Genomic DNA, 26022 nt, shown 5'->3' with positions numbered 1-26022 from the left:
TGCCCGGTTGCATCGCAAGACCTTGTGCTATTCCAAGTCCGTAGAAATGCTGAAGCACTCGATTCGCTTGCTACTACACTACCTCAAATTTGGTGATGTGCCCGTCCCGCAGTAAATCATATTTCTATTCAGCAACGCCTCATTTCGTTTTTAATTATCGCAGTCAGGAAGTTTGGATGCCAAAGAGGACTGGAGCTTGAGAAGGCAGAAGGCGAGAGGGGTTGTTAGTTGTTAGTTGGGCGGTGTGGGGTGTTAGAGAGGTGTGAGGTGTGAGGTGTGGTTCAAGCACTCCCTCCCCTGCCCCTCTGCCCTCTGCCTTCCCTAGAACAATCACCGTCCACCGATCGCCTTCTGATAGGCTGGGCGTTGAGCCATGCGCTGGATGTAGTCCACCACAGCCGGGTAATCACTCAGATCCAGCTTCAACATGATTGGGATATATCCCAGCAGTGCCCCCACTGCCACATCTGCCACACTAAACTCATCCCCCAACACAAATGGCTGGCGGCTGAACAGGTTATTCAGCAGGGTCATGTGGCGCGGTGTTTCGGTGGCACGGGTGGCTTCCATAAACACACCCGGTCCCAGGGTGGCATTGGCATATATTATCCACTGGTTCAAAATCGATCGCTGCTCAACGGAAAGAGCTGGATTGTCATATTTCTCAGCCAGATAAAGCAGAATTGCACCAGATTCCCACAATTTAAAGTCACCATCCGAGATCGCTGGAACTTTACCCACCGGATTAATTTCCGTAAAGGGTGACTGGCGATGCTCCCCCGCTGCCATATCCAGCATCACATACTCATAGGGAACGCCCAACTCTTCCAGATACCACTGCACAATCGATGCCCGACTGCGGGCACCCCCATATAGCTTCAGCACTTACAACCTCCTCCAGCAGAAAACGTCAGGAACAATCTTGAGCGACTGCCACCACAAAATTCAAAGCTCTTAACTCAAAAACTCTTAACTCAAAAGCTCTTAACTCAAAACTCTCAACTTAAAACTCTTAACTCTTTACAGCACCTTATGGGTGTATTCATGCTGCTTCACGTTGTCCTCTGTGCGAACCATCCGCTGGGAGTTGAGAACCCGTTTCCGTTCAACCGAATAGTTAAAGTCAGCTTTTGTCGTGCCTAAAGGAATATGGGACTGAGCAACTGAGCGAACTTTATAGGTACGGGCAGCCGCAACCGCTCGATAGGTAAACTCGTCACAAAAGTGAGCATCGGCAGGAAAACCTGGGGGTAACTGAGGTGTTTCATCAACCAGGACAGCGCCCACCGTCGTTGCGGTAGCCAACCGATAAGATGTCGGGATCCCTTTCAGGATAGCTTCTAGCGCAGCGGAGGGAATGGGTTCTACAACACTGACTTCGTGAACCTCACCCTCTTCCTTAATGAAGCAGGTTGCCAATCCGAGAACCAGGTAATCATCACTTGCAAGGTCTGGCGCACTAGAAATCACGGTCGCAGTAGTCATAGAACATTCCGCCAAATTTTAGAACAAGGTGTCTGAAATAAAGTATCCAGGCACCTGGATCGAATTGTACCAATATCCAGGGAATGCAATGGAACCTTTAGAACAATCAATACACAACCAGGCGATCCAAAATCTACCAGCGGTCTCTATTCCCTTGAAAAACTCTCACCAATTGCCGATTCCTTCATTGCCCATACCAGGTAAGTTTGGATTGCAGCCATCTTTACGGGATCAAGTCCCCATTTAACCGAGGAGTACTAATTACCCGATCATTCCCCCACCACCAACATCAGCCACTACATTTAGAGCTTTTCTTTCGGAAATGGAACTAATCCGAGCTGTATCCCATCAAAGAGATTGTTTCCTACCGACCCCACAATCCAAATGGTTGCTTCAGACGCATTGGCAAGTGGCCCATCGGTAGAGCAAGGCTCGCGGGGAAATCCCTAATCTATGCCGTAAGGACCGTGAGGATGATATGAACCTACCCCTAGTTCCAGGTCGCCAACCCTACAACGGAAATGCACGCTCAATGAATTCAACCGTTACCCCCGCATCCCGGCAACCCCAGAACCCTGGCAAACAGCAGTTGGAGTTGCTCTCGGTTTGTGACCAGGACTCATCCTTACTGAATATTCAAGAGCAGGAACGCTGCTTACGCCAGCAAGCGTTAGTGAACGCCCAGCAAGGAAAATATGCGGAGGCGATCGCCCTGATGACCCAACTGATTGACCACAACCCTTGCAGTGCCAGTCACTATAACAATCGGGGATTACTGCATTTCCAAAACGGTCAGTTTGAAGCTGCCCTGGCAGACTATGATCAGGCACTAGACCTGAACCCCCGTCTGGCAAAGGTCTACAATAATCGGGCTAACTGCTATGCTTCCCTGGGATATCTGGCAGAGGCGATCGCAGATTACGATACCGCCATCGATCTCGACCCAGCAAACATCCGTGCCTGGATCAATCAGGGCATTACCTTCCGCGACTTGGAGATGTATAGTCAGGCAACTGAAAACTTTGATCTCGCCCTGCGCTTCACCCAGATTTTGCAAGATTCCGATCAGCCCGGCACATCTAACCTGGAAGGACATATTTATGCCGAACGGGGGCGCACCTATCATCTCTCAGGAGACTGGAACTGTGCCGTTGCTGACTACCGTCGTGCCCTGACTGTTTTACCCCAAACTAAATCCCTAACCGCAAACGCATCCTTCCGCCTGCGATCGCAGGTGCAAAACTGGCTCAACGACCTACTGGAACCCCTCGGTTAATTACCCCCTGGTCGTCTGTAGCGTAAATCTGACCAGTGTTCAGTGAGTAATTAATTTTGCAACCTGTGACCGTTGAAAATGTTGGGTTTCGCTGGCGCTCTACCCAACGACGTTTCAGAATTTTTAGATTACTCTACTAGCCTATTTCTATTTCTAGAGAAACAGCAAAACTGACCCTTCTGCCCTTAGTCTTTCCAGCGTTATCGGCTTACTGACTCTGTTTTCGGCTCCTGCAAAATAATTCGGCGCTGAGAAGGGTCAATTCGGTTAGTGGTTCGCTGCATCAAAGAACGGGTCTGGGTAGGGTCAAAATACTGTCTGAAATTTGCCTGCACCAAACTAACGCGCTTCTGGGTCGAATTGACAGCAACATCCAGCTCTCGCAGCTTGGATTCCTGCGTTGCCTGATAGGGAAGCAACTTAACCAGAGCCGCGATCGCGATCACTGATAGCAACAGGTTTACCCCCAGCTTAATGCTTGTTTCTACGGCAATCTGTCGATAGGGGCTTTGGCGGTTTCGTTGATCGGAGCGGGGTACCCGCCGCGGGCGTCGCGTTGGTTTTGGGTCAGGTTGGGGCAGTTGAAATGCATACATAGGATTAAGTCCGCTCTAGCAGCAAGCATTAGATTATAAGGGCTTATTTTATTTAGTCAAACCTTACTTCTCAGTTAAACCCACCCACTTAGACACCTTTAGTTTTCCCTCAGAGGAATCTTCAGTTCTCAACTTGGATGAGGTTTAAATCCTGATTTAACCAAATATTTACCTGAACATCTATCTACAAAATCTCTTTGCAAAATCTCCAGGTCAGCAAAAACCGCGAAGATTTCACGAAACCATCCTTTAGTCAGGTTGAGTCAAGCAGGTCTAATACATTAAAGCTAATGAAAGGTCGAATAGCAAATTTATTTATAGCGTTTTTGAATCCAGTCAGGTAAATGGATAGCCATAAAACCCTTGGGTTAAACAGATGAGATATACCTCACCCAAAAGGAAACGCTATTCAGCCTATCGGAAAACAGATTGAATTCAAATAGGTTTCTCTAATCATCCAGCTTCTACTGGGACGGCTTCGAGATCAAAACTAGAAAGCCTGTTCTATTAATTTAGCTCTACCGAATCCAGCAGCAGCCTTCCGAAAGGAAGACAATTACCAGAAAAAGTGTAAAGCTAAACTACTAAAACAGGCTGTCTATAAGGTTAAGAAAGGTGGCTATTTGTAAAGCTCAGTTGCCAGACGAAATGCCAGGAGCCCTGGGATCAGCGCGATAACTAATGCAACAAAGACTTGCGTATCCGATAAAGTCATTGTTTCAAAACTCCTTTGAGTTAGGATGTATCGTTCCTCAATTTCCGTCAAAACGGGCTTTTCGGGAATAACTTGTTACAAGATGAAACACATTGGGGGTGAAAGGAGTGAGCGGCTAAAGTCCGAAAACTGTGAGGCTTTGCTGTTCCCGCAGGGTAGGTTGAAGGCTAAAGGCTAAAGGCTGAGTACCCATGCCCCATGCCCCATGCCCCACGCCCTTCCCATGCCCCCTTGACTTTATCCCCTGAAATGGCAGAACCTTTCGCTTAAGCGTTAGGCTTAGTAATGTTGTTGTCAATTTGATTAGCCACCCTGAGCTGGTCAGGAAATTTCTGAATCAACCACTTTCAAGACTCCATTCAACAAGATTCACTTGAATAAGCTTAATTAATGCTGGATCAACTGATAGATTCTCCAAATTTTGGGTTTGAGACACTACTGCTATTGCTAGTGCTGGTAGCGATGGAAGCAGTGCTGTCTGCTGATAACGCGATCGCCCTTGCTGCGCTGACTCAGGGAATGCACGATGAAAAAATGCAGAGGCGTGCCCTGAACGTCGGTCTTGTGCTTGCCTACGTGTTGCGAACGATCCTGATTCTGTCGGCAACCTGGGTGATTCGCTACTGGCAGTTTGAACTGGCAGGGGCACTCTACCTCCTATGGCTGGTTTTTCAGTACTTCACCTCGGATGAAGACGAAGACGGCATCCATCAGCATCATGCTCCCCGGTTCACCTCACTTTGGCAAGCCATTCCAATGCTTGCAATTACGGACCTGGCGTTTTCCCTAGACAGCGTAACGACGGCGATCGCAGTTTCGGAAGAAACGTGGCTGATTCTCCTGGGTGCCACCATTGGCATTATTACCCTGCGGTTTATGGCAGGACTATTCATTCGTTGGCTAAACGAATTCACCCATTTGGAAGATGCAGGCTACATTACCGTCTCGCTGGTGGGGCTACGGCTGCTTGCCCGAGTGGTTTACCCTACGCTCGTTCCCCCCGAATGGTTAATGGTGACAGCGATCGCGGCTATCTTCGCCTGGGGATTCTCCAAACGAATTGAACCTGTTACTAAAGCAGCAGGCACAGAAAGAGTGACGGAACTGGTTGAAAGCCCTCACGAAATGGCAGAACTTGAGCCAGAGGAACCCTTGCAGGCTAAGAAATAGAAGGCTAGATAGAGGATGAGCGCTAAAGAACCTTCATTCTCTAGCCCTCATCCTTTCTGAACTACTCGTGAATCCAGGACATCAGGGTCGGTTGCCAGCCCACAAGTTCTTCATCCTTAAACCATAGGCTGACTTCCTGCTGGGCTGTTTCTGGGGCATCGGAGCCGTGGATCAGGTTGCGTCCTACATTAACGCCTAAGTCGCCTCGAATCGTTCCTGGCTCGGCATTGAGAGGATTTGTTGCCCCAATGAGCTTACGAGCGGAAGCAATCACGCCTTCCCCTTCCCAAACCATCGCCACCACGGGACCAGACGTAATAAATTCGACCAGGCTACCAAAGAAAGGACGTTCCCGGTGAACACCGTAGTGGGTTTCTGCCAGTTCTCGGCTGACGTTCATCAGCTTCAAGCCAACCAGGGTAAAGCCTTTTGTTTCAAAGCGACGGATGATTTCACCGACCAACTTACGCTGCACACCGTCTGGCTTGATTGCCAAAAATGTCCGTTCCAAGGTTGACTCCTCAATTTTTTATCCATTGTTACAGAATCCAGATTATCTCATCCTGTCAATTTGCGCCTGGAACATGACAACTGCTCTTGTTAAGTCTCCTCCGTCCTCTTGATCTTCAAGGCAGTTTTCTGCAAAGTGGGAGGTATATTTAGGCAATGTCCCTGTCCGGTTTCTGTTGTCAATGGTTTAGAACGTGACCGAATCTGTAAAGCTTAAAATTCTTGTGGTGGACGACCATGAGGTGGTTCTGGGTGGAACAATCGACCTGCTTCAACGCCAGTATCCCGATGCTGCAATTTTGACAGCCCAGACGGTTGAGAGTGCGCTTGATCAAGTCAAGGCTCATACTCCTGATCTGGTTGTGCTCGACCTTTCCCTACCCGATAAAAAAGGTGGAATTGCCCAGGCAGATGCGGGAGTTCAGCTATTAAAGACACTGATGCGGGATTATCCAACCCTTAATTTGATTGTCCAGAGTACCCACGTCAAAGCCTTAGTTCGGATTAAGCCTGAAATTGACAAACACAATGGCGGCTTCACCGTTGCTGATAAAAGCCTGTCAAGTAAGGAAATGCTGACCCGAGTTGACTGGGCGTTGAATGGAATTACCCATACTAAAGATATTCGCCCTGGACGAACATTAGAGGTCAAACCGGACTGGCTCATGGTGTTAAAGCTTGCGTTCCATGAAGGGTTGCAGGATCGGACGATCGCCAAACGAATGCTGGTTTCTGAAAGAACAGTGCGCCACTACTGGACAAAAATCCAGGATGTGCTGGATGTTTACCCGGAGGAAGATAAACTAGATGGGAAGAACATCCGCATTCAAACGGAAATTCGAGCCAGGGAAGAAGGGCTGATCGACTGAATCGATTGACCCAGTCCGGAGTTGGAGACGGTGCAACGCAACCTTTGGAGCCACCTGAAACAAAACCTTTCCCAGTGGCGCGTCTGGGCATTGCCGGGAATGATGGTGATTGGGCTGGTAGTGGCAGCACGTTTATCCGGATCTCTGCAAGGGCTGGAATTGGTTGCCCTGGATGCCTTTTTGCGGTTCCGTCCGGCAGAGCCTGAAGATGACCGAATCGTTCTAGTTGGGATTGACGAAACCGATACCCACAAAATCGGCTATCCCATCCCAGAGGCAGAACTGGTAAACCTGCTGAACACTCTGCAAACTTATCAGCCAAAGGTGGTTGGTTTGCACATTTCCCAAAACCAGATTGCCAGGGTTGCGAATGGGAGTTTTTTTGCTGGCTTGAAGCAGCAGCAAAATCTAGTTGTGGCGGAAAGGTTGTTCCCAGCTTCTGACCAAATTCCCCCACCAAAAGGGTTTTCAGGTAAGCAGGTAGGGTTTATTGATGTCATTCCCGATGGGGATCAGCACCTGAGACACATGATTTTGGGGACGCTTGATCCGATCGACCTCAAAACCTACAAATTATCTCTGGCGATTCGTCTGGTTGAGGCTTATCTGGTGTCCCGCGACAGTAGCCTTGCGTTGGCGAATGGGATTCAGGATCCGGATGCGATGCGGTTTGGCACGACCGAGATTCCCCGATTGGAACCCGATTCTGGAGGATATGTGCGTGCGCCAATGGGGGATCCTGAGATGCTACTCAATTTTCGGACGGGTGCCAGTCCCTTTCGGCTACTCTCCCTGAGCCAGATTAAAACCGGGGATTTTGACCCGGAGTGGTTACGCGATCGCATTGTGATTGTTGGCATCACCGATCCCAAAATTCGACCCATCATCCCAACAGCAACCACCAGTAACACCAACTCCCTGGAAATTCAGGCGCATACCGTCAGTCAGATCATCAGTGCCGTGCTGGATGGACGATTGCTGTTCTATACCTGGGCAGGCGGATGGGAATACCTCTGGATTGTTAGCTGGGGAGCCGTTGGTGTGGCTCTGGGGCGGCAGATTCAACGACTGATGCAGACTCTCCTGGCGATCGGAGTGGCTAACTTACTGTTAGTTGGCATGGGTTACCTGCTTTTAACCTTTGGAGGCTTATGGCTCCCTGTGGTTCCGGCATTGCTTGCCCTCAACCTGAGTGTGGTATTCCCAGCGGTTTACGAATATGTGTATGAGCAGGAAAAAGCGCTGAAAACCCGCCTGGATGAACGCCAGCGCACCCTGGAGCAAACCTTCAACACCATTCACAACGGTCCCCTACAAACCTTAGCCAGCCTTTTAAGGCGAATGCGGGATAGCTATTTGTCTCAGGAGCAAGTGTTCTCAGCCCTTGAAAGCCTCAATCGAGAAATTCGAGGCATTAGTGATCATCTTAAGCAAGAAACGCTAGTGCAAGAGGATAGTCTCTATCTGGGTAGTGGAATCAAGATAGATCTCAAGCTTCCGATTCACGAACTATTCTACGAGGTCTACAGCTACACCCTGGAGCGCCCAGACTTTTCAAGGTTTGAAACCCTGAAAGTTGCCTGTCAATTTGAACCCGTTGAGCAACACCTGCTCACGATTGACCAAAAGCGCGGGTTATGTCGCTTTTTAGAAGAGGCATTATGCAACGTCGGCAAACATGCTGAAGGAGCCACTCACCTGAGTATTACAGGCACTCACCACAAAGACTGGTACAGGCTGCAAGTGGCTGATAATGGCACAGGTATTCAACCATCTATCGAAGGAGAGGGTACAAAAAATGCCCGCAGGCTTGCTGCTCAACTGAAAGGAAGATTTAAGAGAATTCCGGTGTCCCCCCAAGGAATGCTCTGCGAGTTGACGTTTCCCCTTGCCCAATCCTGGTTTTGGTAAGTACGTGAAGCAAATTGAATATTGCAGCGATGTCTAGATGAGTAAAGCACAACTGCATGTGAATGAGTGGATGGGGCTGTTCAAACACTCTCTGTAATCACTTCTACATATTTGCGTACTCGGAGAGAGGTGCCGTAGGCGGGGTAAAGTTTTTGGAGTATACCATTCACAACCCTTAAAAAAAATTCAGGGACAAACTATCTGGTCAACCCACTGGATCTGAGCGATCTGTCTGGATTGATTCAGAGGGACTGTCCCTGATAGATACTGATCCGATTTGATTTAATCAACAAAAAGATGCTCAGGAGTTTGTGGTTTGAGCTGCTAAAAGTTGCTTTAGCTTTTCTAGCTCCTGTGCCCAACGAGGATCGGGTTGTACATCTTGGTCAGATTGGGAACCGCCCGTAGAGCGCTTGGACTTATTGTTGTTATTGTTCTTCCGGCGACTACCTGTGTTAGGAGCGCTGGGAGCCTCTGAAACACTACCAGGTTGGTCTTCACCCTTTTCTTTAGTGCGAGGTTGTGCCCTTTCTACCTTCAAAGCGTTATCTTTTAGCTGAAAACCATTGTACTTTTCAATGATTTCATCCGCTTGTTCATCGCTTTTAACGGTGACAAAGCCAAAACCACGACACTTATTCGTTTTGCGATCGGTGATGATTTTGGTAGAAATAGAATCGCCTGCGTCAGCAAAAACATCTTCCAGTTCCTGGCGACTAAGCTCTTCAGGTAAATTGCCTACATAAAGACGAACGGACATGGAAATAATACCTCCAAACTGTGATTCAACTAAACGGGCTTAAAAGGCAACCCGAAACCTGCTTGCGTCCAGCGCTAGGCTTTAGCAGTCAAGGCATTTCTGGATAGACTTTCACCCCATAAACAATCTGGCTGTCGCCAGCCGAACGAAAAATCTATCTCTTAAAAAAGAATCAATATCCATCTCCCTGCCAACTTTCATGACACGATAACCTGCGGCTCAAAAACATATCGCATAAAGCCCCGTGTTGCTTGTTTCTGGCTCAAAAGCAGAAAGCCCGGAACTAAAACATCAATTTGCGAATTCTTTGTCATCACGGCAGGGTTGGGAACCAGCATCGAACTTCTGTTATACCAATGTCAGAGTTTTTAATGCCATCCATTAAGGTATCACGGTGTGTAGGGTGCAAGCAGAGAGAAGTCAGGATTTCTGATTTAATTCAACTCCATCTATTCAAGTTGGTTCAGAAAAATAGTTTGGATTGAATCAATATTACAAACGCTTAATGCTATTGAAGCAACTCAACGCCTGACAAACAACATCCTGAGATAGAAATTTGGAATAGAACGTAGAGATACCGAGTTAGAGATAGACACCCCGATAAAATCCCTACTCAATCAGCTAAGGCAAAATAGTCAATCGCCATTTGCAAAGAAATGTAACACTAATGCAGGGTGTATGCAAGTCAACAGTCTCTCAACTAAGGCTATGGATGGCTTCCAACATGCCTTTTGCCTTGTTCAAGGTTTCCTCATATTCCTTTTCGGGGACAGAGTCAGCCACGAGTCCGGCACCTGCCTGAACGCTGACCGCGTGTTTATCTCCTCCCAACGAGCGAACTACCATTGTCCGAATCGCGATCGCCGTGTTTAATTGCCCCTCAAAGTCATAGTATCCGTAGGCACCGGAGTAAGGACCGCGACGGCAAGGCTCCAGGTCATGAATAATCTCCATAGCCCGAATTTTAGGGGCACCGCTGACCGTTCCCGCTGGGAAGCAGGCTTTGAGTAAATCCCAGGCAGTTTTTGCCGGGGCAAGCTCTCCAACCACATTACTGACGATGTGCATGACATGAGAATAACGTTCAATCACCATCAGTTCGTCAACCCTGACGGTACCATTGACGGAAACCCTGCCCAGATCGTTCCGTCCCAGGTCTACCAGCATAACGTGCTCAGCGATTTCCTTGGGGTCTTGTAGCAACTCTTCCGCCAGTGCAACATCTTCCTGGGGCGTTTTACCCCTGGGGCGGGTGCCTGCAATGGGACGAACGACCGCCACCATCGCCGCCGTGGGATCAGCCTGTTCTGCCTTCACCATGACCTCTGGGCTAGACCCAATGATCTGCCAGTTACCAAAGTGGAAGTAGCACATATAGGGTGAGGGGTTAATCAGCCTGAGAGACCGATAGAGTGCAAAGGGATCCCCAATATATTCTGCCGTTAGCCGCTGGGACAGAACCACCTGGAAGATGTCTCCCGCCTGAATATGGTTTTTGGCTTTTTCCACATTGGCGCAGAACTGCTGTTTAGAGGTATTGCTCGTGAATGAGAGTCCTGCATTGGGTGTTGACACTGGCTGATTGCCTGCCCCGTTTTTCCTGACTTCGGGGGATGTCCATGCCAGCATTCTGGCTTGCTCTGACAGGGGAGACTGGAGCTTATTAACCAGTTGAGTCACGCGATCGCAGGCTTGCTGATAAGCCGCTTCCAGATTGGTGTTGGGATCGCGCAGGTTGGCATAGGCGATCGCCCAAATTTTGCGCTTCACCTGATCAAAGATCAACAAATTGTCTACCTGCATCCACAAGCCATCGGGTAGATCATTCTCGGTGGCGGAATAGACCGGAACACGAGGCTCAATCCAGTGAATTAGCTCATAGCCCCAAAACCCAAACAGTCCGCCAATCCCCGGGGGTAACTGGGGCAGTTTGACCGGATGGTAAGGCTCAAGGCAGCCAGCCAGCGCCTCAAAGGGATTCCCCACAAACACCTGAGTTGAGCCATCACGGAATGTTTGAGTTGTGCGATCTCCCCTGGCTTCCAACGTCCATAGGGGATCACATCCCAGCAAACTGTAGCGCCCCAAATTTTCGCCCCCTTCTACCGATTCCAGCAAAAAACTGTAGGGTTGTCCGGCACAAACCCGATACCAGGCAGACACTGGTGTATCCAGGTCTGCTATCCACTCCTGGTAAACCGGCACAAAATTACCCTGACTTGCCAACCTAGAAAATTCAGAGAAAGAGGGAAAAATCATTACAAACTTTAAGTGCTACTAACTACCAATCACTAACCAGTCATTACAATAACTAAACCTAACCATCATCACCCATCCCCTATCACTCCGACTCAGATGACTCATAATGCGGACATTCTTTACAGGGTCCAGCAGGGTTGACAGCACAGCGGATGTAGGGAGATCGGGCATTATAGCGGCAGGTGATATCTCCAAATAAATAACCAATCCCTTCCACATAACGATGATCAGGCGCATGGGGATAACCATAAAACCTGCCAAGCCGATGGGTAACGGATGAGTTCATTGCTGCCCGCAACTGCTCCCTTGCCCGCAATTCCGCTTTCCGCATCAACAGCAAAGAGAAAATTGCTGGGATGAGTGCAATCACAATAATAAGCGTTATTACCATAGCCTGCTGACCAGTGATTATCGCAACTCGTTACGGGATTTCTTTAAGCAAACGGCACCCTACATCCTAGCGACTCCATCTCATACAAACTCATACAAAGAAATTACTGATTGGGGGGATGGGAAAAAGATCTGGATCAAGTTGCGGCAAGGCGTTAGGCTAACAACACAGGACTCTTTGACTAAAACAAAGAATGCTCTACCAAAACAGGACTGTAATTTAATCACTCTCTACTAAACTGTACGAATAAACTGTACAAAGAGGTTTAACAGACATCGTCTCTGACTCTCTGCCCTTGCTATAAGCCTACACTTCAACTTTAGACCGTGATTTCCTCAATTCCCACAACGATCAGGTTTTTACAACAACCGACTTCCGAGGCGTGGCTACATCAAGCGCTGAACCATTTGGACACTATCCTACTGGATCATTCTCACTGTGAGCGCAAAGCAGCGGGAGTAGCATTGAACCTGATGTTTCGGTATCCATCCAGTGAAAAATTGGTGCGATCGCTCACCGCCATTGCTAAAGAAGAACTGGAACACTTTGAGCAGGTCAATCAAATTTTGGAAGAACGAGGAATTGCCCTCCGGCCGTTGGCTCCCCCGCCCTATGGTGCGGGTTTAACCAAGCAAATCCGAATCCAGGAACCCGATCGTCTGCTAGACGCGCTCCTGGTATCTGCCCTAATTGAAGCCCGCAGCCATGAGCGTTTGGGGCTTTTAGGTGCCCATTGCCCAGACCCCAAACTGGCAAAATTTTACCGCAGCTTGATGGCTTCAGAAGCTCGCCACTACGGAGCCTACTGGATGCTGGCAACCACTTACAGCGACCGTTCCATTGTGGAAAAACGGTTGGAAGAACTGGCTGCGGTAGAAAGCAAGCTCCTTTTTACCCTCCACCCCGAACCTAGAGTTCATAGTTGAAATGAATACCTCCTACCGAGATTTCCTGATTCGGGATTGGGAACCGGGCGATCGCCTATCCGCTGCCGCAATCATCGGTTCTGTGCTGGCGGAGTATGGCTTGGGCTGGGAACCGACGGATGCCGACCGGGATGTGCTGGAAATTGAAACCTACTACCAGTTAACGGGTGGCGAGTTTTGGGTTGTTGAGCGGCAGGGAAATCTGGTTGGCACGGCTGCCTACTACCCCATCCAGCGGGGGCAGAATGCTGTAGAAATCCGCAAAATGTACCTGCTGCCAGAAACCAGAGGGCAAGGGCTGGGACGTTTTCTACTGCACCAGTTAGAAAGCGCGATCGCCACTCGTGGGTATGACCAGATCTGGATTGAAACCGCCAGTGTTTTGCAGGAAGCCGTCAAACTATACGAGAGCAGTGGCTACCAACCGGCAGAGGGAGTTGAGACAAAGCGCTGCGATCGGGTTTATGTAAAATCACTGATCCAGCCATCAGCGGTAAACCCTTAGCAACCAGGCTTCACTTCAACATCAAACTTCGGTTCAACCGTAAAACTACGGTAAACTTTCACAACCAGGTTATTCCCTTCTTCTGAGAAAATGCTTTATTAGTGATTAATACGGAGAAGGGTCTCTATCGCTTCATCAATTAAGTAGCTTTTAAGTAAACCTTGCCTAACCTTGCTGAAGGGCAGTTTACCCACATTGAACAGGCTATCAATTCCTGGGTGCCATCTAGCGCCTTAATTGCGCTTGCATTAAAGCAGTCGGTGTAATAAACACAACCACCCTGCTGAGAAGAAGTCACTACTTTTCCTGTTTCCTTCCTGTCTAAAAGACTATGTATGTAACCTTGCTCAAGTCTGGACTTACCCTGGTTTTTCTGAGCTTTAGTCCATTCGTGACTTCCCTGTCCCATGCCGCCGACTTGAATAGTCCATCTTTAGACTCCACCATCTCAGTTCAGTTGCAATCTCTCCCCTGTAATGTAGGAGGGGTCAGCGGATTTACCTCCTGTGTCGGTTCTCGTCAGGTGGGCGCAGAAGCAACAACATCTTCTGCCAATCAAATCCTCAACTCTGGAGTGTTTGATGGCATTACGAATTGGACGTTTGATGTCAACCTGAACCCGAATCAAAGTGGTCCTAACACCCTTGGCTTAAGTCAAACAGGGCTGGGGGCTATCACGGGAACCCTAAACTTCACCGGGATTGATTTGTCTGAAAAAGCATTGGCGATCGTTCTGAGAGCCAACAATGCGTTTAGCATTTACTACATCCCAGCCGGAACGCTGCAAAGCGCCACTGACCTGAGCTGGAACACCCTTGGAGTCAGTACCGATGAGCTAGGAAATCCCCAAGGGCTATCCCAGGTTTCGGTGTATTTCAGCGATCGTCCGGAAGCTGCCCTCACATCTCCTCCACTGATTGGAATTTTAGGCGCTGGATTGGCGGCTCTACCCGCTTTATTTGGGAATGGGTCAGGCTCTGGTGGGGGTGGGTCAAACCCCTCCAGTGGTGGAGCTGGCATTACAACAACGGCTTTTGAGAATGAGTCAGGTTTCTCTGAGAATGAGTCCGATCCTCCGGGGGAGGAAACGGCACCTACAACCCCTGCCGACAGCACAACACCCGTTCCGACACCCGCTCTCCTGCCTGGCATCATCGGGATGGGAGTGGCAGCTTTTCGCAGACGTAAAACTGAAATGCTGAAAACAAAGTCTGAATCGTTTGAGTAACAACATCCTCAGATCTTTTTTGGGAGTTGTGTGACAGTAGAGAGGCAAATGCTATCAACCCTCTCTAAAACGGTCTTCCATGATTGACCTTTATACATTTACAACTCCCAACGGACGGAAAGTTTCCATCATGCTGGAGGAGGTTGAACTGCCCTATGACGTGCATGTCATTGACATCACCAAAGGAGAGCAGTTCACGCCTGAATTTGTGGCGATCAACCCCAATAGTAAAATTCCTGCCATTATTGATCGCGACCCTGAAATGACCATCTTTGAGTCAGGTGCCATTCTGATTTATCTGGCAGAAAAGACTGGCAAGCTAATGCCAACGGATTCAAAAGGTCGCTTTCTGGTAATGGAATGGCTGATGTTCCAGATGGGAAGCGTTGGACCCATGTTTGGACAACTGAACCACTTTAAGCGATTTGCGCCAGAGAAAATTCCTTATGCGATCGATCGCTACGAGAAAGAAACCCTGCGGCTTTATAGCGTTCTAGACAGTCAACTGGAAAAATATGAGTTCCTTTGTGGCGACTATTCGATCGCCGACATTGCCACCTTCCCCTGGGTCGCTTCCTATGAATTTCAAGGATTGACCCTTAACCACCATCCCAACTTGAAACGCTGGTTTGAAACCATCCAGGCACGCCCCGCCGTTCAAAAAGGCATGAATGTCCCCTCCCGTAATGCCTGAGTCGCGTCCATTGAGAATTCTCGCGCAATTCCCCACCTCACCGGCTGAAGCTCACGCCTCCACCCCGTACCCGATACCCCTTACCCTATTTACGGAGTTCCCGTCACAGTCGCCCAGAGATGTTCTTTAAACGAACTTACATCCATCTTGAGACGCATTTGTTTAGACCAGGTAAAAATGTCGAACATGACCGGATCACCCTGGACTTCAATATTGCCCAGCAACGCAATCCAATGACTGGGGAACCGAACACGAGGTGAGGTATCGGTCAGCATACCTTCAGCGGTAATCAGGGCAAAGGCGGCTCCCCCAGCCTTTAAAGCGGCAGTGGCATCGTTCATCGTGCCAATGTCGTTGGTCAGGTAAGCATGATTGTATTGAACATTTTTATAGCCCAAAATTTCCCGCACCCAACCTTTCATTTCCCAGGATTTCGTCATACCCGCCAGGTTACGAATCAGCTCGGGGGCGTTGGGTTCTACGGGGAACAAGAAGTTTTCTGCCTCCCGTAGGGTTGATAGAATCATCCAGTCGGTTTGGGGCATTCGCAGGTTGCCGTAGCTGGCTTGCCGTAGCTGATCGGAAGAGGCGATATACTGCGTCGCTCCGTGGAACCCACCCACTAAAAACAGAGTGCGGCAGATTTCAACGTAGCGGAGTGGCTGTTTCCAGATCAGTTCAACCAGCACGGAGGCAGGACCACAGAATGGCTGTCCTCCCTGGTTTACCTGGAAGGGATTCCGTATCCGCGATCGCATCTCAGCAATCAGAGTTGCCTTGTCTAAATGACGCCACACCCCAGGGGCAAATGATTTTTCAAAGTCCGTGATCTCTGCTTCTGCCTTCTGTACCAGAGCTGGATTTGATGTATAGACGCTGGTTAAAAGCTCTCTGGTTACGACCATCATCTGTCCCCTTAATACGGCGCAGGATTTCATCGGCGCAATCAATGGTATGAACCCACGGGGCAAGTCCCGGTCGGTGTTTCGCCCCAAGAGGCGGGGAATGAACCCCAAGAGATTCAATGACACCACCCTAAATTATCTCTATTTAAACCTTAAAGTCTCAGATCCGTGAAATTTCTTAGGGATGTTTCATTAGAGCGGTTTCCCCACGCCCCCTGCGATCTTGGAATACTTTCCTTTTGAGAAACCCTATTGGTCTGATAGAGTAATGAAATCTTTGAATTTGGGGTCTACCTGAATCGTCTGCTGATTTCCCTGTTATAGAGTCCACAAAGCCTCTGAAGGCATTTCATTTGACCTCAAGCTTGAACAACTGACAGGAGGGGTTTACCCAAGACAATTGCTTTTATAATCAGCCTCAGTGGTTTTAGTTCCAGCCTGTGCTAGCAATTTATCCTGGTAGCTTTGATCCCATTACCCTGGGGCATCTCGATATTATTGAACGAGGATGCAAACTTTTTGACCGAGTCGTGGTGGCAGTCTTGCGAAATCCAAACAAAATGCCTCTGTTTACAGTGGCAGAGCGAATTGAGCAGATTCAGCGAGCCACCCATCATCTCTCTAACTTAGAAGTGGACAGCTTTGACGGGTTGACAGTCAGCTATGCTCGGATGCGGCAGGCTACGGTATTGCTTCGAGGGTTAAGGGTGCTCTCTGATTTTGAGATGGAGCTTCAAATGGCTCATACTAATAAAACCCTTTCTGCTCAGATTGAGACTGTTTTTTTGGCTACTTCCAATGAGTACAGCTTTTTAAGCAGTAGTCTAGTGAAGGAAATCGCCCGATTTGGTGGTCCAATTGACCATCTTGTTCCCCAACAAGTCGCTCCAGATATTTACAAATGTTACGCCAAGATTCATCTAGCATCAGCCCAGACCCAGGACTCAACGCCGGTACCGGAGCCTCCCAGAATGGAACGCTCAACCGAGACAGTGGGCGAACCGGAAACGTAAACATTCAGCAGGAACTGAACCGGCTGGAGGAAATTATTCTGGATAGCCCTCGGATTCCGTTGAGTCGTCGCACGCTGATTGACGAAGAGCAACTATTGGAGCAGCTTGACCTAGTGCGGTTAAGCTTGCCAGAGGCATTTCATGAAGCAGAGAATGTCGTTCATCATAAGGAAGAGATTTTGCTTCATGCGGAGCAATATGCTCAGGAAATGATTGAAACTGCTGAACGACGGGCTGCTCAGATTTTAAATGAGATGGGCATTCTGCGGCAGGCGGAGCTTGAGGCACAGCAGATTCGTCAGCGAGTTCAGCAGGAATGCGAAGTGGCAAAGGAACAGACGATCGCTGAACTGGAACGAATGCGGCGTCAGGCACAGCAAGAACTGGAGGAAATGCACCGTCTGGCAATGGAAGAGTGTGAGGAAATCCAGGCAGGGGCAGATGAATATGCTGATCGCGTCTTGAAGGAGATGGAACACCAATTGACCGAAATGATGCGGGTGGTTCGCAATGGTCGCCAGCAACTTCAGCCCACTCCGGAACCGCCTGTCGTGCGAGGTAGGGAACCTGGTTCTGGTGGCTCTTCCATGCGTTCATCCTCTAGTGCAAAGGGCGATCGCGCTAAGAATTAACCCCTCATTGACTCCCCTATAAAGAAGAGACGCGAGAATTCGCGTCTCTATGGGTAAGAATCGAAGTCCAAACAGAATTTATCCTCGACGTTTTGCATTCCAGGTTGCACCAATAGCCGCTCCAACTCCGGCGACCAAGCCAAACCCTACACCTTCCAATGTCTTAGTAGCAGGATTTTTAGTCAGGCATTCTGGCGTAAGTGCCTCATCTTGCATGCAGCTATTACTTTCTGCCCAGCTAGCTGTTCCAAACAGAACCGCACCAGCAGTACTACAAACTAGAACCATGATCAAGAAGGAGTGGTCTTTTTTTCTACCCATATGACAAAAAGTGCGGTTGAATACTTTACAAATCTAAGTTGAGTCTGCCCATCAATTTAGACAAAACCAACAAGGTTTGTAGAAACTTCTGTCTGTAGACGGATGATTTCGCAAAAAGTTCATTTGTTGTCACAACGATATATTGCTAAACTGCTTGAATTTATAATCCTCTGCGTTCCAATAATTGGCTTGAATTCCTATGACCCATTTCGGTGTCATTTGTCCTACGGGAAGCCACCTGACTACCCACTTTGTCTTAGGTTATGAGCTTCAGCGATGCGGACATAGCGTTACCTTTCTAAACATTTTGGATGCTCGGGATAAGATACTAGCCGCGAACTTTGGATTCAGGACAATTGGTGAGGCTGCGCGACCGATTGGCTCAGATGCCGAAATTTTGACCCAGAGAGGTAAATTAAGTGGGATAGCCTCCTTGAAGCATACTCTTAAAACTGTTGAGCAAGATATGCGAGTGATTCTTCAGGATGCGCCGAAGGTGATTAAATCTCAAGGAATTGAAGTTCTATTGGTTGATCAATGCTCTCCAGTCGGAGGAACAGTTGCAGATTACCTTAAGATCCCATTTATTAGCCTGTGTGCCGCATTGCCGCTCAATAAAGACATTAGCATTCCACCGATATTTACGACTTGGCAATATAGCCCGACTTGGAGTGCCAAATTACGGAACCGCCTTGGTTACACCTTATCAACCGTCTTAACGAAGACTATCAGGAAGTTAACGGCGGAGTATCGGCAACAGTGGAAATTACCTCTCCATGCTCATCCGAACGACAACTATTCTAAACTGGCTCAGCTCAGCCAGCAGCCTGCTGAATTCGAGTTTCCTCGTGCTAACCTGCCACCGCACTTTCACTTTACTGGACCTTATCACAGTTCTCTTGGACGAGAGAAAGTCTCTTTTCCGTGGGATCAATTAACCGGGCAACCGTTGATTTATGCATCAATGGGAACAATTCAAAATCGGATTTTCCCAGTATTCGAGACAATTGCTGCTGCTTGTGTCGGACTCGATGTTCAGTTGGTGCTCTCATTAGGGGGCGGAATGTCACTGGAGGCAATGTCATCCTTGCCTGGAAAACCTTTGGTTATTAGTTATGCACCGCAGTTAGAGTTACTTAATAGAGCTGCCCTCACGATCACTCACGCAGGAGCAAATACTGTTCTAGAATCATTAGCTAATGGAGTACCAATGGTTGCTATTCCAATCGCAAATGATCAGCCTGGAACCGCTGCTCGCATCGTTTGGGCAGGCTTAGGGGAGATGCTACCTATTTCGCACTTAACCGTTGCTAGCTTGCGATCGGTAATTCATAAGGTGTTTACTCAGGATTCGTATAAGACTCAGGCATTGCGTTTACAATCTGCGATTCAAAACTCTGGTGGGGTACAGCAAGCAGCCAACATCATTGAATCAGTGATTGCAACCGGACAGCCTGTTCTCAGAAATTCAGGCTAACAACCAATATGCTTGGAGCGGACTGAAGAAAAGCCCTTGGTGCTGAATCATCCTCCCATTGCCATCCACCCATCGGCTTGGCTCAGTGCCATCTGCCAGGTTTCGTACCCTCTAACATTGAGGTGAACTCCATCGGTCGTCAAGTCGGGATGCAGGTTTCCTGCGCCATCGGTCATTTGGGAGTAGAGGTCGAGGTAAAAAGCATTATTCTGAAACGCCAGTTCCTCCAGTTGTTGATTCAGTTGGGTAATCCGATGATTGGAGAAATTGGCAGAACGTGTGGGTAGGATGGATTGCACCACAATCTGTGCCTGAGGGTGAATCTGCTGGAGGCGAGAAACAATCTGGCTCAGGTTTTTTAGGATTTGGGTATTGCTGGCACCCCGTTTCAAATCGTTAATTCCCGCCATCACATAAATCACATTGGGGCGAGTTTTGGCAAAGGCGGAAAGGCGGCGCAGGATGCCAGTGGTGGTGTCGCCTGAAAGAGATTGGTTCAGCCAGAACTGATTTTGGGGCAGGCGATCGCTAGGAAACCACAGACTTAAGGAGTCTCCGACGATGACACTCAGCCGATTTTTGCCCTGCCCTTTGGCAGCCGCAGCCGCCTCGCGTGCCAGGAGAGTCTGCCACTGCTGGTAGGTTGGTGGCTGAGTGGTTTTTGCCCAGGCTGCCCGAAAACTACCCGCAGGCAGCCGAGTGTAGAGTTGTCCTGCCCTCAATGCCTCAAGCCGCTGGCGATATAACTGGCTATTGGAACGAGGCAGTTGAATCCTGGGTTGAGAAAACTCAACTTGTTGAAAACCGGAATCGGGTTGAACGCTTGCCCTAGCCTGGTAAGCCTTCAGGCGAACTGGCTGGAGTTCTGACAGTCCTAATTTGCAAGCATTGAATGGCGGTGTCAGGTGGAGAGTGGGCAGTTTAAGCGGGTGTTGAGCCAGGGCGGCGGCGGCAAGGGTAAGCGGGTCTGTCATTATAAACAGGGCGAACGTCTGAAAGAATATTCACACTGCTCTTTTGGGCACATCAGGAAAGTTGTTACACCTGTTCAATAAAATCGACCTCCATGCAAACCTACGACGTAATTGTGATCGGTGCCGGACATAACGGCTTAGTGTGTGCTGCCTATCTATTGAAAGCGGGGTATAGCGTCTTACTGCTAGAAAAGCGCCCGGTGCCCGGTGGAGCCGCCACTACGGAAGCTGTGATTCCAGAATTGCCTGATTTTAAGTTCAACCTGTGTGCGATCGACCATGAGTTTATCCATCTGGGTCCGGTGGTAGAAGAATTGGAGCTGACCAAGTATGGCTTGGAGTATCTGTTTTGTGACCCGGTTGTGTTCTGCCCCCAACCAGATGGCAGGTACTTTCTGGCGCATCGTTCCCTGGAAAAAACCTGTGCTGAAATTGAGCGCTACAGTCCCCGGGATGCTGAAAAGTATGCCGAGTTTACAAATTACTGGCTGCGGATTGTGAGTGCGCTGATTCCCATGTTCAATGCACCACCGAAATCCGTTCTCACCATTCTGAGAAATTATGATTTCGCCAAATTTCAAGCTGTGATGGCATCGGTGGGTTCTACTCAGAAAGCGCTGGATTTTTTGCGCACCATGCTCTCCAGTGCCGAGGATTTGCTGAATGAGTGGTTTGATTCGGAGGTGGTGAAAGCCCCCCTGGCACGGTTAGCGGCTGAAATGGGGGTGCCTCCCTCCCAAAAAAATCTGGCGATCGGAGCGATGATGATGTCGATGCGCCACAATCCTGGCATGGCAAGACCCAAAGGGGGAACGGGCGCACTGGTGCAAGCACTGGTCAAGCTGGTTCAGTCCCTGGGCGGTGAAATTTTGACGGACCAATCCGTCAGGCAGGTGTTGGTGGATGATGGACGGGCGGTTGGCGTGCGGGTGGCTAATGGCACGGAATATCGAGCAACCAGAGGGGTCATTTCTAATATTGATGCGAAGCGCTTGTTCCTTCAGGCAATGGATGCTGCCGATGTGGATGGCGCAGATCCCAATTTACGCGATCGCCTGGAACGTCGGATTGTCAACAACAACGAAACCATTTTGAAAATTGACCTGGCGATGGCTGAACCCTTGCGGTTTGAGCAGTACGACCATCGGGACGAGTACTTGATTGGCTCCGTGCTGATTGCAGACTCAATGGAGCATGTGGAGGTTGCCCACGCCGATCCGATGATGGGCAGAATTCCCGATGCAGACCCCTCCATGTATATCGTGCAGCCCACCATGCTCGACCCGTCGATGGCTCCCGCTGGAAAGCACACCCTCTGGATCGAGTTTTTTGCGCCCTATCAGGTGAAGGGACTGGAAGGCACGGGACTGCATGGAACCGGTTGGACTGATGCGCTAAAAAATAAGGTCGCCGATCGCGTCATCGACAAATTAGCTGAATATGCTCCGAATGTGAAAACGGCAACTATTGCCCGTCGGGTGGAAAGTCCGGCTGAGTTGGGAGAACGGTTAGGAGCGTTCAAGGGCAACTACTACCACATTGATATGACCCTGGAACAGATGGTCTTTCTCCGTCCCCTACCAGAATTGGCAAATTACCAGACTCCGATCAAAGGGCTATACCTGACGGGTGCCGGAACCCATCCCGGCGGGTCGATTTCGGGAATGCCGGGACGGAATTGCGCCCACGTCTTTTTGCAAGCTCAGACTCCCGTTGCCCAAACACTACAACGGGCGCAAGCATGGTTGCGATCACTAAAACCTCGCTGAGCCAAATTAACGAGCGTTGCTGAAAAGCGGGATGAATTGAAACGAAGGTTCAAGCATCCAGTCCCTTTTTCATCCCCAGCTTCAGCAACGCCAATTAACGAGGGAACCAGTGGAGATCTGGCTGGTCTGTGGATTGCGCTGAGTGGCTCCGATGGCATAAATAATGCGCCAGGCGATCGCCTCCCAGGGGGGGCAACAGATAATCTTCAAGCCGTTGCATTCGCTCTGACCAGGGGAGACTAAAGCTATTGGGGGCACCCAGCGCCACCATAGGAACTTCCTCCAGTTGGGGATAGCACCGCAGTCTGGTAACCCAGCGGTTTACCTCGGCTTCAGAAAGTTCTGCATGGATAATCACCAGACTGAAGGATTGAGCTAGTAACTGGAGTGGGATGCCGTCTGGTTCAGGGGCAAACGTGACCTCCAACCCGTTGAGTTTGAGCAGGCTATCAAGCTGTTCTGAATCAGGGGGCAATGGACCAATGGCAAGAAAAGCCTGACCCGGTGCAGGTCTGGTAGCGAGATCGGTGGATGCAGCAGAGGAGTCTTGCTCGGATGCAAGCAACTGGTCACAGGGACAGTTGGAATTGTAGGTAACGTCGGACGCGATCGCGATAGGTAACTGGCAGCGGGCACATTCGCCAACCGCGCAACCACTGTGAAGAAATTGCCCAAAGGAATAAATATCTCCCTCCAGGTAAAGATTTTGGAAATCGTGGCGCTGTTGCAGTTGCCGCCAAACCTCTAAAAAGTCTCGATGATAGCCCCAGTACTCATAGACCAAGCTTTCAAACGGTAAGCGTCCATCCATCGGGCTGACTACCTGCTTACCCCGACTTAGATAGTAAGCCACATAACTCATCAGCTTATCCATCAGAGTCGTGGCAGGACTCTCTGGACAGGGCAATTCCACCGAGAACCAGGTTTGACCAGCCCCACTTTCTACCTGAAGGGTGCCGCCTAAACAGACGGCGATCTGGTTTGCCAGTGCCAGCCCCAGCCCGGTTCCACTATATTTCCAGGGATCTTCGCCCAGAATCCGGTAGAACTTATCGAAAACATGCTTCAGTTCACTGGTAGCAATTTCAACGGAATTACAGACCTGAATTTTCACCAAGCCTGCGTGGGCAGATGCACTGACAGTAATTTGTCCTCCGGCGGGTGTAAATTTGCAGGCATTGTCCAACAGTTTGGTCAGCAGGCGTTTTAACAGAGCCAGGTCTGTCATGAGAGGGGGCAAATTTGCTGAAATATTGGTTTTGAGTTGTTGCTGTTGGCGGTTAGCCTGGTTCTCAAAGGGCGTGACCAAGTCTATCAGCCAATGCTGTAAGGCAACTTTAGTCGGTAGCAGCGTTTGAGTTCCTGCCTCAAGCTCTTGCAGCGTCAACAGATCAGTGACTAAACCAATCTCTTTCTCACAAGCATCTTTGATAACCGTCAGATGGTGTCCAATCCCTGCCGGACTGAATTCACGATTAGTTGGTTCCGCAGAAATGATTCCTTGTTTGCGTAATGCCAATTCCAGCATTTGAATCGCCAAACGAATATTTGCCAATGGCGATCGCAATTCATGGGATGTGTTACTCAGAAAATCGTCCCGCAGACGTTTCAGCTTTTCCTGTTCGTGGCGCAGTTGGGTGATTTGTTCTTTTAATTGAAGGGAATGCATCCTGGAGATAGATGATTGCGATTGTTTTTCTATATCCAGGACAAGATTTTCAGATTGAATTTGGGCAGAACTAGCAACAAAATTCGGGCAATTTTGTTGCTCAACCCCATAGGGCACATCGCAAAAACAATGGTTGCAAAACCAGTAAAGTTTCCCCCGTCGGACATGACATAGTAAAGGGTAGGAACAGTATGGGCATTCAGATCCAGGTTGCATAATTTGTTGGTAAATCTTATTTGTGAATGGGAGGATGGAATAGCGGACAAAAACTTTTTCATGGGTATAAGAATGCCCATCACCCCAAAACAATTAGAAAATTGTAAAAAAATGATTAATACCTTCGCAAAACATTACATTTCTGGATAGCAAGTCTGATGACAAATCATGTTTTAATTCTGGGCGGAAGTGGACGGGTCGGTAGCAGCGTTGCCGCAGATTTGATCGCCCATACTAAGGCGCAGATCACCCTGGCTGGCAGAAATGCTACCGTTGGCAATCGGCTTCGAGCGCGTCTGGGCGATCGGGTTCAGTTTCTGAAGTTAGACCTGGCAGATCGGGAGAAGCTAACCAGCGCAATTTCGGCTTCAGATGTCGTGATTCACTGTGCCGGTCCTTTTCACCACCGGGATGCCAATGTGCTTCAGACCTGTATCGCTCAGGGTGTCAATTATGTCGATGTCAGTGATCATCCTTCCTTTACCCGGAAGGCGATGGATTGCAGGTCTGCCGCAGAAGCCGCAGGCATTACCGCCATTGTCAACACGGGCATCTTCCCTGGCATTTCTAACAGCATGGTGCGGCAAGATGTAGAACAACTGGATGAGCCAGACCGGATTCATCTCAGTTATGTCGTTGCTGGATCCGGGGGGGCAGGTGTTACCGTGATGCGAACCACCTTTTTAGGACTCCAGCGCCCGTTTCAGGCATGGATTGATCAGCAGTGGCAACTGGTGAAACCCTACAGCGATCGCGAAATCATCCAGTTTCCCACCTATGGTCCAGTCGATGTTTACTGGTTTGATGTTCCGGAGGCATTCACCTTACCCAATGCATTTCCAGCAAAGACGGTTATCACCAAATTTGGTACCGTTCCCCGCTTCTATAACCTTCTCACCTGGAGTGTTGCCCGCTGGTGGCACCCCTGGCTGCTAAAGCAAACCCCCGTGATTGAATTCCTATCCCACGTTAGCCACTTGATGACCGATGTTACCGACCACCTGAGCGGCATTGGTGTCGCCATTCGTTCAGAAGTGACTGGTAAGAAAGATGGTAAAACGGCACGCAGTTGCTCAACCCTGGTGCATCCCAATACGGCGATCGCCGCCGGTTGTGGTACTGGCAGCGTTGCCCAACTCCTGCTCTCAAACCAACTTCATAAACCCGGCGTATGGACGGTGGAGGAAGCTTTACCAACTGACCTGTTTGAAAAAACCATGCAAGAGCGAGGAGTTGAGATTCAGCGTAATTTTGACTCAAGCTATTCCTGAGTAAAAGTGATTCATGCCCCGTTAGGTGTTCCTGCAATTTGGGGCTACACCAGACAAGGCGTTCAAATTCTCCGCCTGCAAACAGAAATCAAAGAGGTGGTCTTCGCCCAAGAGCACAGTTCAATCTGAGCACGCCCGGCAGAGCTATGCTCGAAAAAGGTCGGGGGATAAGGGTCCAAAGATTTGTCAGTCAACAACCATCCTATCCCCTTTAAGGCAGTCTCTTAGAGAGCTTCAAAGGTGGCGGTGAAACCATCCAGGGTTAAGCATTCTTCCACGAATTCTTCAGCATCACTCACGTTTTCAAGCTGATATTCCATCAAGCGAGATTCATTGTCTTTCATCTTTTTAGCAGAGATGGGAATTCCTGGATATTTGGCAGCAATTGCATTAAAAACTGTGGCATTGTTGCGCCAAGCATCAGCCGAGCATTGAATCATAACCCGCCACATCGTTAAGTCCTCGTTATGCTTGGCTCAA

26 protein-coding genes and 1 pseudogene are annotated in these 26022 nt (G+C 49.2%); 14 read left to right on the top strand and 13 right to left on the bottom strand.

Annotation, left to right across the window (positions count from 1 at the left end; translation table 11 throughout):
• Nucleotides 1–115 (top strand): annotated as a pseudogene (locus AC1S52_RS16470) (IS1 family transposase); the annotation flags it as partial.
• Nucleotides 116–330: 215 nt separating this feature from the next.
• Here AC1S52_RS16470 and AC1S52_RS16465 read toward each other — a convergent pair.
• Nucleotides 331–885, bottom strand: coding sequence for a glutathione S-transferase family protein (locus tag AC1S52_RS16465; RefSeq protein WP_482030120.1), 555 nt, complete (start codon nucleotides 883–885; stop codon nucleotides 331–333).
• A 135-nt stretch (nucleotides 886–1020) separates the two neighbouring features.
• The gene (locus tag AC1S52_RS16460) at nucleotides 1021–1485 is read right to left on the bottom strand and encodes a hypothetical protein (protein WP_482030119.1); all 465 of its coding nucleotides are present in this window, start codon (nucleotides 1483–1485) and stop codon (nucleotides 1021–1023) included.
• A gap of 478 nt (nucleotides 1486–1963) precedes the next feature.
• On the opposite strand from AC1S52_RS16460, the gene AC1S52_RS16455 reads away from it, so the two are divergent.
• Nucleotides 1964–2761, top strand: coding sequence for a tetratricopeptide repeat protein (locus AC1S52_RS16455; RefSeq protein ID WP_482030118.1), 798 nt, complete (start codon nucleotides 1964–1966; stop codon nucleotides 2759–2761).
• Nucleotides 2762–2961: 200 nt separating this feature from the next.
• On the opposite strand, the gene AC1S52_RS16450 is transcribed toward AC1S52_RS16455, so the two are convergent.
• Both AC1S52_RS16450 and psaM read right to left on the bottom strand, forming a co-directional pair.
• On the bottom strand, nucleotides 2962–3357 hold the full coding sequence (locus AC1S52_RS16450; RefSeq protein WP_482030117.1) for a slr1601 family putative cell division protein: 396 nt from the start codon (nucleotides 3355–3357) through the stop codon (nucleotides 2962–2964).
• A gap of 619 nt (nucleotides 3358–3976) precedes the next feature.
• Entirely contained in the window at nucleotides 3977–4072 is a 96-nt protein-coding gene (gene psaM, locus AC1S52_RS16445; RefSeq protein ID WP_482030116.1) for a photosystem I reaction center subunit XII, read from the bottom strand.
• A gap of 390 nt (nucleotides 4073–4462) precedes the next feature.
• Between psaM and AC1S52_RS16440 the strand changes: the two genes are divergently transcribed.
• Complete coding sequence (locus AC1S52_RS16440) at nucleotides 4463–5242, top strand: TerC family protein (protein ID WP_482030115.1); 780 nt, start codon at nucleotides 4463–4465, stop codon at nucleotides 5240–5242.
• 61 nt (nucleotides 5243–5303) lie between these two features.
• On the opposite strand, the gene ndk is transcribed toward AC1S52_RS16440, so the two are convergent.
• Nucleotides 5304–5753 carry a nucleoside-diphosphate kinase gene (gene ndk / locus AC1S52_RS16435; RefSeq protein WP_482030114.1) on the bottom strand — a complete coding sequence of 150 codons (450 nt, stop codon included), beginning with the start codon at nucleotides 5751–5753 and terminating at the stop codon, nucleotides 5304–5306.
• Nucleotides 5754–5946: 193 nt separating this feature from the next.
• On the opposite strand from ndk, the gene AC1S52_RS16430 reads away from it, so the two are divergent.
• Together AC1S52_RS16430 and AC1S52_RS16425 are read left to right on the top strand one after the other, a co-directional pair.
• On the top strand, nucleotides 5947–6621 hold the full coding sequence (locus AC1S52_RS16430) for a response regulator (protein WP_482030113.1): 675 nt from the start codon (nucleotides 5947–5949) through the stop codon (nucleotides 6619–6621).
• 30 nt (nucleotides 6622–6651) lie between these two features.
• Nucleotides 6652–8532, top strand: a complete 1881-nt coding sequence (locus AC1S52_RS16425; protein WP_482030112.1) for a CHASE2 domain-containing protein — start codon at nucleotides 6652–6654, stop codon at nucleotides 8530–8532.
• Nucleotides 8533–8833: 301 nt separating this feature from the next.
• Here AC1S52_RS16425 and AC1S52_RS16420 read toward each other — a convergent pair whose 3' ends face one another.
• The 3 genes from AC1S52_RS16420 to AC1S52_RS16410 all read right to left on the bottom strand — a co-directional run bounded on the left by AC1S52_RS16420 (nucleotide 8834) and on the right by AC1S52_RS16410 (nucleotide 11942).
• Nucleotides 8834–9292, bottom strand: a complete 459-nt coding sequence (locus tag AC1S52_RS16420) for an RNA recognition motif domain-containing protein (RefSeq protein WP_482030111.1) — start codon at nucleotides 9290–9292, stop codon at nucleotides 8834–8836.
• 696 nt (nucleotides 9293–9988) lie between these two features.
• Nucleotides 9989–11518, bottom strand: a complete 1530-nt coding sequence (locus AC1S52_RS16415; RefSeq protein WP_482030110.1) for an anthranilate synthase component I family protein — start codon at nucleotides 11516–11518, stop codon at nucleotides 9989–9991.
• Between the two features lie 115 nt (nucleotides 11519–11633).
• Complete coding sequence (locus AC1S52_RS16410; protein ID WP_482030109.1) at nucleotides 11634–11942, bottom strand: DUF6464 family protein; 309 nt, start codon at nucleotides 11940–11942, stop codon at nucleotides 11634–11636.
• Between the two features lie 326 nt (nucleotides 11943–12268).
• On the opposite strand from AC1S52_RS16410, the gene AC1S52_RS16405 reads away from it, so the two are divergent.
• From AC1S52_RS16405 to AC1S52_RS16390, 4 genes are all read left to right on the top strand, one after another.
• Nucleotides 12269–12868: a MiaE family protein gene (locus tag AC1S52_RS16405; RefSeq protein WP_482030108.1), complete on the top strand. Its 600-nt coding sequence runs from the start codon at nucleotides 12269–12271 to the stop codon at nucleotides 12866–12868.
• Nucleotide 12869: 1 nt separating this feature from the next.
• Nucleotides 12870–13373, top strand: coding sequence for a GNAT family N-acetyltransferase (locus tag AC1S52_RS16400; protein ID WP_482030107.1), 504 nt, complete (start codon nucleotides 12870–12872; stop codon nucleotides 13371–13373).
• 331 nt (nucleotides 13374–13704) lie between these two features.
• The gene (locus tag AC1S52_RS16395; protein WP_482030106.1) at nucleotides 13705–14601 is read left to right on the top strand and encodes a PTPA-CTERM sorting domain-containing protein; all 897 of its coding nucleotides are present in this window, start codon (nucleotides 13705–13707) and stop codon (nucleotides 14599–14601) included.
• Between the two features lie 79 nt (nucleotides 14602–14680).
• Entirely contained in the window at nucleotides 14681–15295 is a 615-nt protein-coding gene (locus AC1S52_RS16390) for a glutathione binding-like protein (protein ID WP_482030105.1), read from the top strand.
• 89 nt (nucleotides 15296–15384) lie between these two features.
• Here AC1S52_RS16390 and AC1S52_RS16385 read toward each other — a convergent pair whose 3' ends face one another.
• Nucleotides 15385–16326, bottom strand: coding sequence for a hypothetical protein (locus AC1S52_RS16385; protein ID WP_482030104.1), 942 nt, complete (start codon nucleotides 16324–16326; stop codon nucleotides 15385–15387).
• 314 nt (nucleotides 16327–16640) lie between these two features.
• Between AC1S52_RS16385 and coaD the strand changes: the two genes are divergently transcribed.
• Both coaD and AC1S52_RS16375 read left to right on the top strand, forming a co-directional pair.
• Nucleotides 16641–17213 (top strand): pantetheine-phosphate adenylyltransferase, encoded by a 573-nt coding sequence (gene coaD / locus AC1S52_RS16380; protein WP_482030103.1) that lies wholly within the window; start codon nucleotides 16641–16643, stop codon nucleotides 17211–17213.
• Nucleotides 17102–17845: an ATP synthase F0 subunit B gene (locus AC1S52_RS16375; RefSeq protein WP_482030102.1), complete on the top strand. Its 744-nt coding sequence runs from the start codon at nucleotides 17102–17104 to the stop codon at nucleotides 17843–17845. Before coaD ends, AC1S52_RS16375 begins: the two co-directional genes overlap by 112 nt.
• Nucleotides 17846–17923: 78 nt before the next feature.
• Here AC1S52_RS16375 and AC1S52_RS16370 read toward each other — a convergent pair whose 3' ends face one another.
• Nucleotides 17924–18133 carry a hypothetical protein gene (locus AC1S52_RS16370; RefSeq protein WP_482030101.1) on the bottom strand — a complete coding sequence of 70 codons (210 nt, stop codon included), beginning with the start codon at nucleotides 18131–18133 and terminating at the stop codon, nucleotides 17924–17926.
• Nucleotides 18134–18473: 340 nt separating this feature from the next.
• On the opposite strand from AC1S52_RS16370, the gene AC1S52_RS16365 reads away from it, so the two are divergent.
• A complete protein-coding gene (locus AC1S52_RS16365; protein WP_482030100.1) occupies nucleotides 18474–19643 on the top strand; it encodes a glycosyltransferase in 1170 nt (389 codons plus the stop codon).
• A 47-nt stretch (nucleotides 19644–19690) separates the two neighbouring features.
• On the opposite strand, the gene AC1S52_RS16360 is transcribed toward AC1S52_RS16365, so the two are convergent.
• Complete coding sequence (locus AC1S52_RS16360) at nucleotides 19691–20617, bottom strand: GDSL-type esterase/lipase family protein (protein ID WP_482030099.1); 927 nt, start codon at nucleotides 20615–20617, stop codon at nucleotides 19691–19693.
• A 92-nt stretch (nucleotides 20618–20709) separates the two neighbouring features.
• Between AC1S52_RS16360 and crtO the strand changes: the two genes are divergently transcribed.
• Nucleotides 20710–22386 carry a beta-carotene ketolase CrtO gene (gene crtO, locus AC1S52_RS16355; protein WP_482030098.1) on the top strand — a complete coding sequence of 559 codons (1677 nt, stop codon included), beginning with the start codon at nucleotides 20710–20712 and terminating at the stop codon, nucleotides 22384–22386.
• A gap of 94 nt (nucleotides 22387–22480) precedes the next feature.
• Here the strand turns inward: crtO and AC1S52_RS16350 are convergent, their stop codons facing one another.
• Nucleotides 22481–24055: a sensor histidine kinase gene (locus AC1S52_RS16350; RefSeq protein ID WP_482030097.1), complete on the bottom strand. Its 1575-nt coding sequence runs from the start codon at nucleotides 24053–24055 to the stop codon at nucleotides 22481–22483.
• A gap of 374 nt (nucleotides 24056–24429) precedes the next feature.
• Between AC1S52_RS16350 and AC1S52_RS16345 the strand changes: the two genes are divergently transcribed.
• Nucleotides 24430–25542, top strand: coding sequence for a saccharopine dehydrogenase family protein (locus tag AC1S52_RS16345; protein WP_482030096.1), 1113 nt, complete (start codon nucleotides 24430–24432; stop codon nucleotides 25540–25542).
• 224 nt (nucleotides 25543–25766) lie between these two features.
• Here the strand turns inward: AC1S52_RS16345 and AC1S52_RS16340 are convergent, their stop codons facing one another.
• On the bottom strand, nucleotides 25767–25994 hold the full coding sequence (locus AC1S52_RS16340; RefSeq protein ID WP_482030095.1) for a hypothetical protein: 228 nt from the start codon (nucleotides 25992–25994) through the stop codon (nucleotides 25767–25769).
• Nucleotides 25995–26022 lie beyond the last annotated feature (28 nt).

The organism is Kovacikia sp. CALU 1929 (assembly GCF_056784235.1).
The sequence above is the reverse complement of the archived record's forward strand: the minus strand, read 5'-3'. Positions and strand labels throughout refer to the sequence as shown.